Source organism: Bacteroides sp. K03, from assembly GCF_019734355.1.
GTDB lineage: Bacteria > Bacteroidota > Bacteroidia > Bacteroidales > Bacteroidaceae > Bacteroides > Bacteroides nordii.
Genome location: NZ_JAASHC010000024.1, coordinates 75,032 through 88,320 on the forward strand (window position 1 = coordinate 75,032; position 13,289 = coordinate 88,320).

Sequence of the window (13,289 nt, forward strand, 5' to 3'; positions counted from 1 at the left end):
ACGAATAAATTATGAGAACATTCAACCACGTAGGTATCGTCACTACCGAACACAAAGAAGGCGCCTTCTTTAATGAAGGGCTCAGCGTATGGCTGACAGACTATAGCAAAAGTCCTAACAGAATCGAGTTTCTTAAATTCGAAGAAGGCAGTTGTATGCCCGAATTGGTACAAAAGCAAGGTCACATTGCCTATACAGTACCCTCTCTGGAAGAAGAGCTAAAAGGTAAGAAGGTTATTTTTGGCCCTGCCGTATGCGATGAACACCTCACTATTGCTTTCATAGAAGAAGAGGGTATTTCTATCGAACTAATGGAAATTAAATAAAAACTAATCTCAAAATAAGGAGGAAAACATCATGTCAGACATCAAAACTAAATTTATCAACAACCCCGAACAAATTACTCCCGAATTGTTGGAAGGCTATGTAATGGCTTATGCCGATCAAGTAAAACTGGGAGGTGAAAATATTGTAGTACGTACCCATGCAAAGGACGAAAGTAAAGTAGCTATTGTCACCTTAGGTGGCTCCGGTCATGAACCAGCATTGAGTGGTTTCGTTGGCGAAGGTATGCTGGATTGTTCTGTAGTAGGAGATATTTTTGCAGCTCCCGGTGCACAACGTGTATTCCAGGCATTGCAACTGATGAAACGTGAAGCAGGTATATTACTGGTCGTATTGAATCACTCCGGTGATATAATGAGTGCAAACATGGCTTGCCAGTTGGCAGAACGTGCAGGAATCAAAGTAAAACAGATATTGACACATGATGACATCAGTGCCGGAATTGATGCCAACACAGAAGATCGTCGTGGGCTGGCCGGTTGTGTTCCTTTGTATAAAATATTAGGAGCAGCAGCAGAAGAAGGCAAGTCATTAGACGAGCTTATCGAAATCGGCGAACGATATAACAATAAGGTAGCCACACTTGCTGTAGCTATGCGTTCTTGTACCCATCCTCAGAATGGCGCAACAATCACGGATCTGCCTGCCGGTATCATGGAGATAGGAATGGGCCAACACGGCGAAGGTGGTGGCGGTCAAAAACCGCTTGTATCAGCCGATGCTACAGCTGCCGAAATGGTAGACCTGCTTTGCCAGCAGCTCAAACCCAAAGCCGGAGATAAAATGATGCTTATCATCAACGGTGTAGGTGCCACTACTCACATGGAACTGAATATCATATTCCGCAAAGCTTATAAGGAACTGGAAGCACGTGGTCTGCAAGTAGTTGTAAGCCGTATACAGGAGATATTGACCGTACAGGAACAAGCAGGTTTCCAAATGATTATGGGTATCCTGGACGAAGATCATATCGACTATTTGAAGAACAAACGTGCTAACGCACCTTACTGGACAACTATTGGCAAATAAAAGCAAAAGAAAATGACACAACTGACTATTGATAACTTCAAAACAATGCTCACCACAGCTTTAGCAAATATCAAAGCACGTGAAGATGAGTTTTCCAAGCTGGATGCCGTTATTGGTGACGGTGACCACGGACAAGCGATCGTAACAGCCATGAGCGCTATTGTTGCCACTGCCGAGAAAGGGACTGAATTTAAAACGATGCTGAACGACATGGGATTCGATGTTATGTTACAAGTAAGCGGTTCAACCAGTACTTTACTGGGAGCTTTCTTCCTTGGCATGAGTGATCATGTAAGTGGCACACAATTGGATGCGGCTGCTGTAAAAGCCATGTTTGCCGGCGGACTTACTAACGTACAAAAGCAGACTAAAGCTCAGAAAGGTGATAAAACAATGATGGATGCCCTGATACCTGCTGTCGAAGCTATTCAGAATTGCCCTTCAGACGATATCAAAGAATTGATAAATGCAGGAGCCGAAGCAGCTTTAGCGGGTGCTCAGTCCACAATTGAACTTAAAGCTAATTTCGGACGTGCACGCAACTATGGTGAACGGTCTATAGGCTATATGGATAGCGGCGCTGCTTCCTGGAGTTGTATGTTCGCTTCATTCTCAGAAGCTATAAAGTAAAAATGTATTTCGAATAAATATCAAATATAAAGAAATGGCAGATTTAGATGATTTAAGAGAAGGTGCAAATTTTGGTTTAGACATTGCATCTCAACAACAACACTTTCACGTGAAAGGTGCAGAAAATGCAGCATGGGGTATGAAAGACCGTTTATCACGTATCTTTAACCCCCAAACAGGTAAATCCGTTATGTTGGCTTGCGACCACGGTTTTATCATGGGGCCTACTTCAGGACTCGAACGTATTGACTTGAATATAGTCCCGTTAATAGAATATGCAGACTGCCTGATGTGTACACGAGGCATTTTACAGTCGGTTATCCCTGCTAATACAAAAACTCCTATCTGTCTGCGCTCTGATGCCGGTACTTCCATCCTTACTGATCTGAACGACAATGTACTGATTGATGTAGAAGACGCTATCCGTATGAACGTATCAGCCATGGCTGTTATGTTGGCTATTGGTGACGAAGCACACGAAGCAAAAACCGTAGCCAATTTGTATAAAGCTGTAGACAAAGCAAGTCGTTACAATATTCCCGTGATGGGGGTAACAGCCGTAGGTAAACAAATGGCACGCGATGCCCGTTATTTTGGCTTAGCATCCCGTATCTGTGCTGAGAACGGTGCCAACATCGTAAAGACCTACTATTGCGAGGGATTTGAGAAAGTGGCAGCAGCCTGTCCGGTTCCTGTAGTTATTGCCGGAGGTAAGAAACTCCCCGAAAAAGAAGCACTTGAGTTATGTTATAACGCGATCAACGATGGTGCTGCCGGGGTAGATATGGGACGCAATGTATTCCAAAGTGAATCGCCTGCGGCTATGATCCAGGCTGTACATGCTGTAGTGCATGACGGATTGACTCCGGAACAAGGTTTTGAAATGTTCCAGGATTTATCTAAATAATCAACTAATTGAGAATTGGGAATCGATCAAATCAGGTTCCCAATTTTCAATTAACACACATACATTATGAAGAGAATATTATTTTTTCTATGTTTTACTCTCCCACTCTTCCTTAATATCTCCGGAAAAAACAAAGCTGAGAAATTATTATTAGGTGGTTCGGGATGGAATAAGATCGTCATTATAGACAAAGATTCAAAACAAATAGAGTGGGAACATCCTTTACAGAAAGGTTGGGAATGTAACTCTGTAGCTGCGACTCCGGACGGAAATATTTTATTTTCCTACGCCAAAGGTGCCAAAGTAATCAACCGGGATCATAAGGAGATCTGGAATATTACAGCACCTGAAGGTTGTGAAATGCAAACTGCCCGCGTGTTATCCAACGGTAATTACCTGTTAGCCTGGACAGGACATCCGGCTGTCATTATGGAAGTGAGCCCGAAGGGTAAAATTCTCTCCCGTACAGAATATGAAACAGGGATTGACCGCGCCCACTCTCAGTTTCGCCAACTGAATAAAAACAAGCGTGGAAATTACCTCATTCCTCTCATATCTACCTCTGAAGTACGTGAAATTTCTCCTTCCGGCAAACTAATCAACTCTTTCAAAGTAGAAGGTACACCCTTCACTACATTAGAGTCAACAGATGGTAACTATTGGATTGCTTGCGGTGACGGGCATGCCTTAATCGAAGTCAATCCGAATGACGGACAAATCATCCGACGTTATAACGAGAATGATATCAAAGGAGTCCGGCTTTTCTTCACAGCCGGTCTTTGTAAAAGTGCTGATGATAACCTTTATATATGCAACTGGCAAGGGCACAGCCATGACGCCAATGCAGCAAACAGTCCTCAACTTTTCGAAATAAACCAAAAAGGAGAAGTGATCTGGAGCCTAAACGACAATCAAACATTTGGAATGATATCAGCAGTCAGTACGATAAACTGACCCTATACAACAGAATGACTATAAACTCCCCGGAATATTAAATAAAAGGGGAGCTTATAGTTATCACATCAGCCACAAAAAACATACAAAATCAGGTTGAAAATTTTGTAATTCAATATATCCTCCAGGTAATCCCATTCACGGTTAGCAATGAATATTCCATATGCTCTACTTCCTATACAAACGGCTTTAACTGTAACTTTATGAGAAAATATATTCCTACTCGAAAGTAAGCATATCACCAAATTCAAAAATATTTTCTTAATCTCAAAGTTCTTAGTAACTTGTCATATTTATCATTGCCCGTTATACCTTTGGAGTAGTTCTTAATATCTCATTTTTATATAGTACGTAAAGAGACGAAATTAATACAAACAAATAATGGTTTCTTCATAAATCATTTATTTTCAACAGGAATTTTAGTTATCCATATATAAAAAGATTCCTGATGTACTTCCATAAAGTTTAGTATTTTAATAATTATGAAATGATTTCACTTCCATTCGGAGATATCCAAATTTCCACAACATAACAGTATTCAAACTATATTTCAAAGGTTCTGTTCAACAAAAACATAAGTTGTAAAATTATAAAAATTACCAGATATTTTTAGATACCTATATCAAAATGTTTTCTATCTTCACAGTCTGTAGCATTTAGTCTATCCACATAATATAAAGCTAGATGCAATCAACCTTTTAAACAATCTCAATGCTTCTTCTTACATCCCCAATTATCCAATTTTTAGTTATCCCTCAATACTGCCTCAAATACTTTCGATAATATTCTTGAGGAATATCTGCTTTAATCCCCCATCCTTCTGCATATTCATTATGAATAATATGTTTAACAGCATACGACTCAGCTTTTTTAAACTTAAAATGATCTGTTTTAGTATTCCATACAATATGACTTATGAGATTAGAAATACTATCAAACTTTGAACGCGAATTAGTACCTGCAAAAAAGTCTAATGACAAAGTAAAAATTAAAGAATCATTTGGATAAATAGTCGTATTTTCAGCACTAAATGATAAATTTTCAGAAAACAAGGGTAGAGAGTCTCCATTAATAAGGTAACAAGTCACTGAATTACGATCTTGGTTCATTTGATCTTTATCAAAAGGAATTTTTCCTAAGACTAGAGTATCTATACTATGATTTACCACTCTACAATTAAAAAAGAGATAACCATATCCTGTCACTAAAGTTGTATCTTTCTCTGAAACAAGCATAAATGCATTTTCTATTTCTAATTTTTGGCCTTCTTTTATTGATAAATTATTGCAATTACAAGCCATCAATACCAATAATAGAATCCATACTATATTATTTACGTTCTTTCTTCTCATAATATCTTTACTCGTATCACACAATTCAGTTTTACCATTTACCACTATAGACATATTGAATTCTTTTATTTACATAAAGATATTGCCAAATGCAGTAAGGATGAGTGGCCAAATCATTCGCAAAAAATCTCCGTGGGTCAACACAACGAAAAGTAAAGTACTTTCTTGTCTTTTTAAACAGACGATTCGTATATAAGCCGTCACAGAAGAAACAAACTCCCTTATAAAAGAAAATATTTTTATGCCATCCATAATTAAACTGTTGACTACCAACAGGAACATTTTCAATTACAATTGACGCACTATCCCTACTCATTTTCTGTACAAGAAAAGAAAAATTATTTTCCACATACCCTCCCGTTTTCTCCATATAAAATTCATTTGTAAGCTTTATAACAGAATCAAGCAATATATTCAGTTCATTATCTACTTCATAAACCCTAAACTTCATAGTTATAGAATCTTCAGACACATAAGGTCGAAAACGAACAAATTCTTCTTCCTTTGTTGACGAAATTACTTCATACCTATCTGCAATATTATAATAATCTGTACTTCGACAAGCGCACAGCATAACCAATATAATCAATAAACAATAAGTATTCTTTTTCATTGAGCGAACTTTAAAAACATAATCTTAATGAATTACTTACATGGATAATATTCTCCTTCATTTAATATTCTTGTTTTCCCTTTAAAATATAAAATAGTTCGTTGAAATATAATTAATTACATTTTTTCATTAGCCCTACATTTAAAATTAATTATTGCAAAATTGAACAATTTTTATCATAATAAATACCAGTATTTTCTCAAATTCTAGCATTAAAGTACCTATATTATGAATACTATTGAACTATTCCTCATCACAATACGGAACCCACTCTTTCAGACCTTCCACATTAATAATTGTTGAATAAGAGTTTACCTTGACGATAAAAAATAAATCAACAAACCGTGCTTTTCTATTAACAAAATCAACATCTATATCAAGCGGAAAACGTTTTTCTTCAGTGTTTAATAATTTAATTCTTAAAGCTTCTCCATCTACAAATATACATTTATATAAGTATTTATCATTGGTTGTATCAATATAGTATGGAGAAATTCTCCCTGTTGCAGAAAAAATAGCTATTCCTTTTGATAAATTTAGATTCAAGTTGAAAACTTCCTTGATGTATTTTTCAACTTGTTTTGATACAGGTAAGTAGTAAATAGAATCTTTATTAAGGTTATTTGCAAAGGGCATGCTCTTTGCAACATTTTCACTACAATTAATTGCTACATTATCAATATCTAAAGGAATAAAAAAAGAGATACTTGTATAATCAATTGGAATTGAATATGATTGGTTATTGATTCTTTTTATTTTTTGATTATAAGAATAGATAATTTCATCTTTGAGAAATCTTGTCACATAATATCCCTTTATATTGACCAAGGAATCTACAGTCTGAGAAAATCCGTTAAAAGTGATGCCAATAAAGGCAAATAAACAAATAAGTAGCTTATCCATAAATTATTATTTTTTAGTCCATAACCATCCAACTGCATCGCCTGTTGATCTTGGCAAATCTCGTTTTTTAAATATTATTTTTGTGAATTTATCACTCATACTTGGGTAATTATGTGATATAGTAGTACTCCCCCCCTATTTGATTTGTAACAAGAATTGATGACACTATATCCATTACAGAAGATTACTATGTTCTCCTCCCCATTCACTCTATATCGGGGACTACACTACTACAAATTTACCGTTACCAGATGTAATGCCATATAATAAAGAGTAAATCCTAATGAAAGACAGACTAACTCTTCATTGTATATAAAATTGGGACATACAGAGATAGTAAAGCCTATATTAAAGCTAAAGAGGCATAATTGAGACGGCCCAATAAACATCGCAACTTCTATTTCACCACAATATATATCCAATCAGGTATATAGTAAACTAAATTATTTTATATAAAGTGTATTCATCATAGCATCCGAGTAATATTCAACTTTTGTGTTCGCACACTCTTTTTTCACTAGAATTGCTACTTGCTCACCTTCTTCATCTAGGGTTTTAATCCTTTCCGAATCTGAATATTGATTAAAAAATTCAGACTCATATTTTGTCAACCATTTTTTGAGCTTATCTATTAAAGCTGGACTAAGATTTAATGACTCAGGAAGTATATATCCTCCATTGTATTTGTCTCTAATCCCAGTCCCACTAAAATAACCATCAATTATTATATATTCCATAACGTTTATAATTATTTAATAAGGTCTAAAGAAACGATGATCTATTACCCCCTTCTTGTTTACTCCTATTTCATAAACTCCATTTCTGCCATTCATACTTCCACTTAATCTATAGACACTAATTGCTTTAGTAGATAAAATACATTATCAAAGCTATATGGAAACAGGAACTTATTTAAATTCTTTTATTTTCGTGAGCTCTCCACTTTCATCGTAATATTTCCATTCACCGTATTCAAAAACAAAATCAGAATCAGCACTCTCATCCCAAAGTAAAACACCTTCAGATTTTTTATTACCATTCGGATGGAAAGAAATACTATAACAACGATACGGACATATCCCTTGTGCGTGATGTTCTAAAGGAATCTGATATGTATTTTTTTGAAAATCGCTCTGCATCATTAGTAAGTGTCCGTAATCACCAAAAATATACCAGATACCAGTTTCTATATCATTTTTATACTCCCCCATACTTACAAGTTCATTTCTTACCGTATTAAACATCTTGTATATACCATTCTTTTTACCTTTATGATAATATGTTTCAGTACGAAAATGCTCATTAACATTCTCTTTCCAAAAACCTTCTTTTTGGCCTTCATTATTAACTTGGTTAATCTCATTAACATATCCTTTTTGTGCAACAGCATCAAAATAGGATAAGAAAAAAAACGCTACAAATAAAATCAAAAAATTAATTTTCATATTTCTACAATGTAATAAATACCTACGTCTATACCAGGAGTTCCCGGATCGGTTTTTCTATAGTAGTAGTGGTTCCCCAAAATAAATAAACGTTCCCATCCGTATCCGTTACACGAAATCCTAAAGTAGAGGTTCCTGTAGGAAGAATTACTTCAAATCTAATTCCCGTATAAGGTACCGGAACTAATGTTATTCCTTCATTTTGGGACTTTCGAAGATAAAAACAACCCGACTTACCCTTTAATCTATAATAATATTTATCAGATTGAGTATCAATCTCATTATTAAGCATTCGTAAACGATTATAGGGGGTATAAGTATTAGCAAAATCAAAATTTGTAAGTTTCCCAAATGGGACTCGCTCATACTCATTATAATAATAACCGGATAATTGCCTAAAATCATCATGACCTCTAATCTCTCGTACAATCTGAAAATCAGAACTCAGCGACCAGCCCAATCCTGTATAAGCACTTTCTTCTTTTGCCTTAAATCCTCCGGCATGATAGCTAATTACAAGCGGCAAACTACTCTCACGGCCTTTCAGCTCAAAAAGAGGAATTTCTATCCGGGGAACACCTGTATTATAATCTACCGGGAAATTAATACACTTGGCTAAACTCGCAGCTTCTGGAGCAGGAGGAGATTTTACCGGATAACTGAATTGTGAAGGAACACCTTGAGCCAATAAAGGGGATACAAATGATCCTAATAGGATAATACAAAATAAATAATGGCTTTTCATAAGCGCTAAATTTAAAATTAACCATTGTAAAAATAGGCAATTTTTAACAAAATGATTATCTGCATTATCTCAAATATTATCAATAAAGTATCTATTTCAAGAATATAAAAACTCATCGCCCTCCGGCGATGAGCATCTATAATAATCTCAATACAAATCTACTATTACTCTCTCCCTCGTAAACGTTCCGTCAGCCTGTTGCACCGGTTCTTCCATTCTCCACTTCATAGTAACCGATTTACCCAAATAATCGAGAATCTGATAGAGCGTTTCGTTCCTGAAAGTAGCCCTATATTTATACTCTTTCCCCGATATATTATTAAATTGGATATCAATATTAAAATGCCGTGACAATCTCTTCAACATATCAGGTAAAGGAGTATCCCTAAATATCAGCTTACCGTCTTTCCAGGCTATCTTCTCAAATACATCAACCTCAGATTTTACATATTGCGACGCCTTTTTGTCATAAAGCAGACGTTCACCCGGCTGTAAAGACTCAGCTTCCTCATATCCGGGTATAAGTATATTTACATGTCCGGATTCCAGCACTGTCTCAACATAACCTTCATTTTCATAGGAGCTGACATTAAAACGGGTCCCGGTTACAAACACACGCACTCCCGAAGGGGTATTAACATAAAAAGGATGCTCTTTATCAGATTGTACTTCAAAATATGCTTCGCCTTGCAAATCCACCTCGCGTATATTTTTGCTAAAGATAACCGGATAACGAAGGGTACTCCCCGAGTTTAGCCAAACGACCGAATTATCAGGCAATTCATAACGCACCACAGAACCTGTAGAAGCTGTTATACTCGCATATTGTATTTTTTCATCCGACGATTCATTAAAATACAAATACCCTAATATCACAGAGGAGAGAAATAAGGGCAAAGCCAGAAATGCAGCATACCGGATCAATTGGTGCTGCAATCTTTTATTCTTCTTTCTTCTTATCTGATTTTGAGTTTTCCCAAAAGCAGTTTGTACATCAATCGTTTCCATCTCTCTGATGTCATCTCCCAAAGCCAATGCCATCCGAAGGTCCTGAAATAGTCTTCGGTGCTCCTCCGACTCATTCAACAGGACCTCCACCTTCTTTTGCTCAGCTTCAGTGCATAAGCCTTTACAATAGCGAAAAAATAAATCTGAATCTTTATATTCCATTTGTTTTTAAGTTATCTTTTTCGTTTTTCAACTATTACCGGATAAATTATAATCGGGTAAATCGTTGGTCCGCTTAAACTATCTACTATTTGGGATGCCAATTTACTCTATTCTTGTCGAATAATTAATAAAAACATAAAACTAATTTTCTCTAAGAATCATAAAATCATAAATATATATCCCACGGCTTTTCAATGTATACTCACCTTATCTATATTACAATTAAAACCACCTCCAAAGGACAACTCCTCTTCTATTTTTGAAAAAACAGTCCTAATCAGTACCTTTACAAAGCACTATTTACTATTTTTGTGACGACTTTGGCTATGATACAATAATAAATACCCTAACAGCAGATGCAATGAGAATACGCCTTCGCGAAAGTAATAACGAGAAAGAATTCAGAAAGCTGTATGAAGAATACTATGCTCCTTTCTGTCTGTATGCGAAGAGATTCATAAATGATATGACAGTCTGTGAAGACCTCGTTTCCGACGTATTTGTTTCCCTCTGGGATAAACGGGATTCAATCGAATTAAAAAAAGAGACAGCAACCGCATATCTGAAAATATGCGTGCGCAACAGTTGCCTCAACCACCTGAAACACATGGAATATGAATGGAACTACAATAAGTTCTGTCAAAAGCAGTCTCCCATCTATGCCACAGAGACAGACAGTGTATATACTTTGAACGAACTTTATGATATGCTATACAAAACACTGCAACGCCTTCCCGAAAACTACCGCATTGTATTTATCAAAAGCTTCTTTGAAGGTAAAACGCATGCCGAAATTGCACAAGATATGAATCTTAGTGTAAAATCGATCAATCGATATAAACAGAAAACAATGGAATTACTCAGAGAAGAACTCAAAGAGTATCTGCCTGTATTGCTTCTAATAATATTACAGCACAGATTATAATCCATGTTTTACAATTTTCTTTTTATCAAGATATTTTTGATTATAAAATTTCTCATTTGTTTTTATATTAATCAAACTATCCCGACTATACAAAAAATGCATATCAGATATGTCAGGAACATTATATCCTTCAACATCTGTAGGATAAACAATAAGTTCATTATCAATTAATACATACTTAATTATCATTGAACGACCTATCCCTCCATAACGTTTCCAATATTCCAAAATTGAATCATTTCTTAAAATAATAGATTTCACATCACTCTCCACGATTTTTTTCCTGATTTCATTTTCACTATAAATATCTGAATCAATAGAAGGTATAAACCTATATACCTGAGTATCAAAACTAATTTTACATGACACAATAACAAATGCAATAAGCATTAATGATACGAAAAGAAATAAATTCTGTTTCATGGTAAAAGTTCATATATAGGTATTAAATCGTAAATTCTGCTCCCACAAAATTATAAAATATCCATAGCATCAGATACAGAAAGGGCTATATCTGTAACCTCCAATTATTTATATTCTTTCTGCTACATTTAAACTACATCAGTAAACTATCACGAAGAAACACATACTCCTTCTCTCCAATTTTATAAAGACATGGCATAGTTTCAGGGAGATTTATATGAATCTTTCGATTTAAAACTTTTGTATCTAAATTAATACTATCCAGAGGAGGTATATAATACAATGAATCACGCAACAATGAATATATCTTCAGGGGATATTCACAATAAGAGACGCCATCAAATCTTAAAGGATCACATTTCAAAATTAAATTTATAGGAGCTCCTGTTTTACCCTCCTGTTCCGGAGAAAAGGGAGGAACATTATAAATCCCAGGGAAAACATCCAGAAGATCAATCTCAGAAACAGAAAATTCAAACGGCTGATTACCATTCTTAAGTAAAAAACGACTCTCAATATTTGAAGATAAATCTAAATAGAAAGAAGAATCAGATTTATTGTAAATCTCAATATACAAATATATTTCCAATAAATCAGAAAAAAGAGATACTGAGTTATCCTTACCACAAATCCGAACATACGAGATAGTCATATCCACTAAAGGATCTACTTTCACGTCCTCTAAACAACGAAAATTACGTATAGCTTCTATATCGTAATAACTCTCTAGTTCTCTTTTTCGGGTAAACATACTTTTATCACACGACTTACATTTAAAAAAATACCATGTAAAATTACTATATTGAGCCCCTTCTAAATATGGCCATATTTTATCTACTATTTTACCAGGCAATTTTGGTTTACCCTGCAAATAAAACAAAAAATATTTACCACTATATTCTATAATATCAGTTGGTTCTCGATCTTCAATTGATTCAGGGATAAAAGATCCATCTCCAATTATTACATAAGAGTAAAAATCAGAATACGTAAGTCCTACAATCTGTGTAAATTGAGATAATGAATCAGTGTCAGCCAAATGTTTTAAATGATCTAATAACTCTTCATCTATTTTATTAGGATTTATATTTACTTGGCAACTGCTCAATAATATCACAACAAATATGCAACTTCTACTTATAATGTTTTGATACATCCAAATTACTTTATCCATAAACAATTTCACCACAAAAAAACAACAATCCAAACAAGGTCCTCAGCTTCTGTCTATTCGTAGTCCTATTTTTCTTTCTAACAAGATAATACAAAAAATAAATAAAAACTTTTCATAAACATCATATTCATAATTATCAATTGTAAAAATAAGCAATTCTTAGCAAAACTACTATCAGTATTCTCTCAAATATTATCAATAAAATATCTATATACAAAACGATAACCATTACTAAGAAAAAAATAACACAAAACATTACTGTAACCTATCATCCTCCCTTATAATATCACATATAGATACTCAATTCAACCACCCTTTATTATATAAATCAAAAATAAAGAGTTCATTCCTTTTAAACACCCTTCTTCTCTATAAATTCATTCATTATGAGAGCTATATAAAACAATATACTTTAGACCTCCTAAAGCAGTTATTCTTTATTTGCATATCTACTGACTTTAGCATATCTTTGCTACATAATTTAAGACTAAAAACATCCCCATGTTTTCTACCAAAACACCCGGATGTTCTTATATAAAACATCCGCATGTTTTTATTCAGAACATCCGGATGTTTTAATAATAGATATCACAAGACCAGGGCCGACGCATTAAATAATTTACTATTGCATATGTACTTTTCTTATTGTTATTTAATTGAATATTAATTATTTA

Annotated in this window: 15 protein-coding genes; 6 read left to right on the forward strand and 9 right to left on the reverse strand. The window is 34.7% G+C overall.

Annotated features, from left to right (window positions below):
- Positions 1–11: 11 nt before the first annotated feature.
- From HCG69_RS15280 to HCG69_RS15300, 5 genes are all read left to right on the forward strand, one after another.
- A complete protein-coding gene (locus tag HCG69_RS15280) occupies positions 12–326 on the forward strand; it encodes a hypothetical protein (RefSeq protein WP_002558803.1) in 315 nt (104 codons plus the stop codon).
- A 31-nt stretch (positions 327–357) separates the two neighbouring features.
- On the forward strand, positions 358–1,374 hold the full coding sequence (locus HCG69_RS15285; RefSeq protein WP_002558802.1) for a dihydroxyacetone kinase subunit DhaK: 1,017 nt from the start codon (positions 358–360) through the stop codon (positions 1,372–1,374).
- 12 nt (positions 1,375–1,386) lie between these two features.
- Positions 1,387–2,004 (forward strand): DAK2 domain-containing protein, encoded by a 618-nt coding sequence (locus HCG69_RS15290; RefSeq protein ID WP_007483474.1) that lies wholly within the window; start codon positions 1,387–1,389, stop codon positions 2,002–2,004.
- 34 nt (positions 2,005–2,038) lie between these two features.
- Complete coding sequence (lsrF, locus tag HCG69_RS15295; RefSeq protein ID WP_221650756.1) at positions 2,039–2,911, forward strand: 3-hydroxy-5-phosphonooxypentane-2,4-dione thiolase; 873 nt, start codon at positions 2,039–2,041, stop codon at positions 2,909–2,911.
- Positions 2,912–2,977: 66 nt separating this feature from the next.
- The gene (locus HCG69_RS15300; RefSeq protein ID WP_221650757.1) at positions 2,978–3,865 is read left to right on the forward strand and encodes a hypothetical protein; all 888 of its coding nucleotides are present in this window, start codon (positions 2,978–2,980) and stop codon (positions 3,863–3,865) included.
- Positions 3,866–4,620: 755 nt separating this feature from the next.
- On the opposite strand, the gene HCG69_RS15305 is transcribed toward HCG69_RS15300, so the two are convergent.
- The 7 genes from HCG69_RS15305 to HCG69_RS15335 all read right to left on the reverse strand — a co-directional run bounded on the left by HCG69_RS15305 (position 4,621) and on the right by HCG69_RS15335 (position 10,093).
- Positions 4,621–5,271, reverse strand: coding sequence for a hypothetical protein (locus tag HCG69_RS15305; RefSeq protein ID WP_221650758.1), 651 nt, complete (start codon positions 5,269–5,271; stop codon positions 4,621–4,623).
- Positions 5,249–5,830 (reverse strand): hypothetical protein, encoded by a 582-nt coding sequence (locus HCG69_RS15310; RefSeq protein ID WP_221650759.1) that lies wholly within the window; start codon positions 5,828–5,830, stop codon positions 5,249–5,251. The genes HCG69_RS15305 and HCG69_RS15310 overlap by 23 nt, the downstream gene beginning before the upstream one ends.
- Before the next feature lie 243 nt (positions 5,831–6,073).
- Entirely contained in the window at positions 6,074–6,733 is a 660-nt protein-coding gene (locus HCG69_RS15315; protein WP_221650760.1) for a hypothetical protein, read from the reverse strand.
- Between the two features lie 443 nt (positions 6,734–7,176).
- Positions 7,177–7,470: a hypothetical protein gene (locus HCG69_RS15320; protein ID WP_221650761.1), complete on the reverse strand. Its 294-nt coding sequence runs from the start codon at positions 7,468–7,470 to the stop codon at positions 7,177–7,179.
- A 171-nt stretch (positions 7,471–7,641) separates the two neighbouring features.
- On the reverse strand, positions 7,642–8,178 hold the full coding sequence (locus HCG69_RS15325; RefSeq protein ID WP_221650762.1) for a hypothetical protein: 537 nt from the start codon (positions 8,176–8,178) through the stop codon (positions 7,642–7,644).
- Positions 8,179–8,206: 28 nt separating this feature from the next.
- Positions 8,207–8,923, reverse strand: a complete 717-nt coding sequence (locus HCG69_RS15330) for a hypothetical protein (protein WP_221650763.1) — start codon at positions 8,921–8,923, stop codon at positions 8,207–8,209.
- A 147-nt stretch (positions 8,924–9,070) separates the two neighbouring features.
- Positions 9,071–10,093 carry a FecR family protein gene (locus HCG69_RS15335; RefSeq protein WP_221650764.1) on the reverse strand — a complete coding sequence of 341 codons (1,023 nt, stop codon included), beginning with the start codon at positions 10,091–10,093 and terminating at the stop codon, positions 9,071–9,073.
- Between the two features lie 361 nt (positions 10,094–10,454).
- Here HCG69_RS15335 and HCG69_RS15340 point away from each other — a divergent pair, with 361 nt between their 5' ends.
- Positions 10,455–11,018, forward strand: a complete 564-nt coding sequence (locus HCG69_RS15340) for an RNA polymerase sigma-70 factor (RefSeq protein ID WP_221650765.1) — start codon at positions 10,455–10,457, stop codon at positions 11,016–11,018.
- On the opposite strand, the gene HCG69_RS15345 is transcribed toward HCG69_RS15340, so the two are convergent.
- Together HCG69_RS15345 and HCG69_RS15350 are read right to left on the reverse strand one after the other, a co-directional pair.
- Entirely contained in the window at positions 11,013–11,441 is a 429-nt protein-coding gene (locus tag HCG69_RS15345; protein WP_221650766.1) for a hypothetical protein, read from the reverse strand. The two genes, HCG69_RS15340 and HCG69_RS15345, sit on opposite strands and share 6 nt — an antisense overlap.
- A 133-nt stretch (positions 11,442–11,574) precedes the next feature.
- Positions 11,575–12,615, reverse strand: a complete 1,041-nt coding sequence (locus HCG69_RS15350) for a hypothetical protein (RefSeq protein WP_221650767.1) — start codon at positions 12,613–12,615, stop codon at positions 11,575–11,577.
- Positions 12,616–13,289 lie beyond the last annotated feature (674 nt).

Excerpts from the sequence above, each read along its gene's own strand:
- HCG69_RS15280 (WP_002558803.1), top strand. The coding sequence starts at position 12 with ATGAGAACATTCAACCACGTAGGTATCGTCACTACCGAACACAAAGAA.
- HCG69_RS15285 (WP_002558802.1), top strand. The coding sequence starts at position 358 with ATGTCAGACATCAAAACTAAATTTATCAACAACCCCGAACAAATTACT.
- HCG69_RS15290 (WP_007483474.1), top strand. The coding sequence starts at position 1,387 with ATGACACAACTGACTATTGATAACTTCAAAACAATGCTCACCACAGCT.
- lsrF (WP_221650756.1), top strand. The coding sequence starts at position 2,039 with ATGGCAGATTTAGATGATTTAAGAGAAGGTGCAAATTTTGGTTTAGAC.
- HCG69_RS15300 (WP_221650757.1), top strand. The coding sequence starts at position 2,978 with ATGAAGAGAATATTATTTTTTCTATGTTTTACTCTCCCACTCTTCCTT.
- HCG69_RS15305 (WP_221650758.1), bottom strand. The coding sequence starts at position 5,271 with ATGTCTATAGTGGTAAATGGTAAAACTGAATTGTGTGATACGAGTAAA.
- HCG69_RS15310 (WP_221650759.1), bottom strand. The coding sequence starts at position 5,830 with ATGAAAAAGAATACTTATTGTTTATTGATTATATTGGTTATGCTGTGC.
- HCG69_RS15315 (WP_221650760.1), bottom strand. The coding sequence starts at position 6,733 with ATGGATAAGCTACTTATTTGTTTATTTGCCTTTATTGGCATCACTTTT.
- HCG69_RS15320 (WP_221650761.1), bottom strand. The coding sequence starts at position 7,470 with ATGGAATATATAATAATTGATGGTTATTTTAGTGGGACTGGGATTAGA.
- HCG69_RS15325 (WP_221650762.1), bottom strand. The coding sequence starts at position 8,178 with ATGAAAATTAATTTTTTGATTTTATTTGTAGCGTTTTTTTTCTTATCC.
- HCG69_RS15330 (WP_221650763.1), bottom strand. The coding sequence starts at position 8,923 with ATGAAAAGCCATTATTTATTTTGTATTATCCTATTAGGATCATTTGTA.
- HCG69_RS15335 (WP_221650764.1), bottom strand. The coding sequence starts at position 10,093 with ATGGAATATAAAGATTCAGATTTATTTTTTCGCTATTGTAAAGGCTTA.
- HCG69_RS15340 (WP_221650765.1), top strand. The coding sequence starts at position 10,455 with ATGAGAATACGCCTTCGCGAAAGTAATAACGAGAAAGAATTCAGAAAG.
- HCG69_RS15345 (WP_221650766.1), bottom strand. The coding sequence starts at position 11,441 with ATGAAACAGAATTTATTTCTTTTCGTATCATTAATGCTTATTGCATTT.
- HCG69_RS15350 (WP_221650767.1), bottom strand. The coding sequence starts at position 12,615 with ATGGATAAAGTAATTTGGATGTATCAAAACATTATAAGTAGAAGTTGC.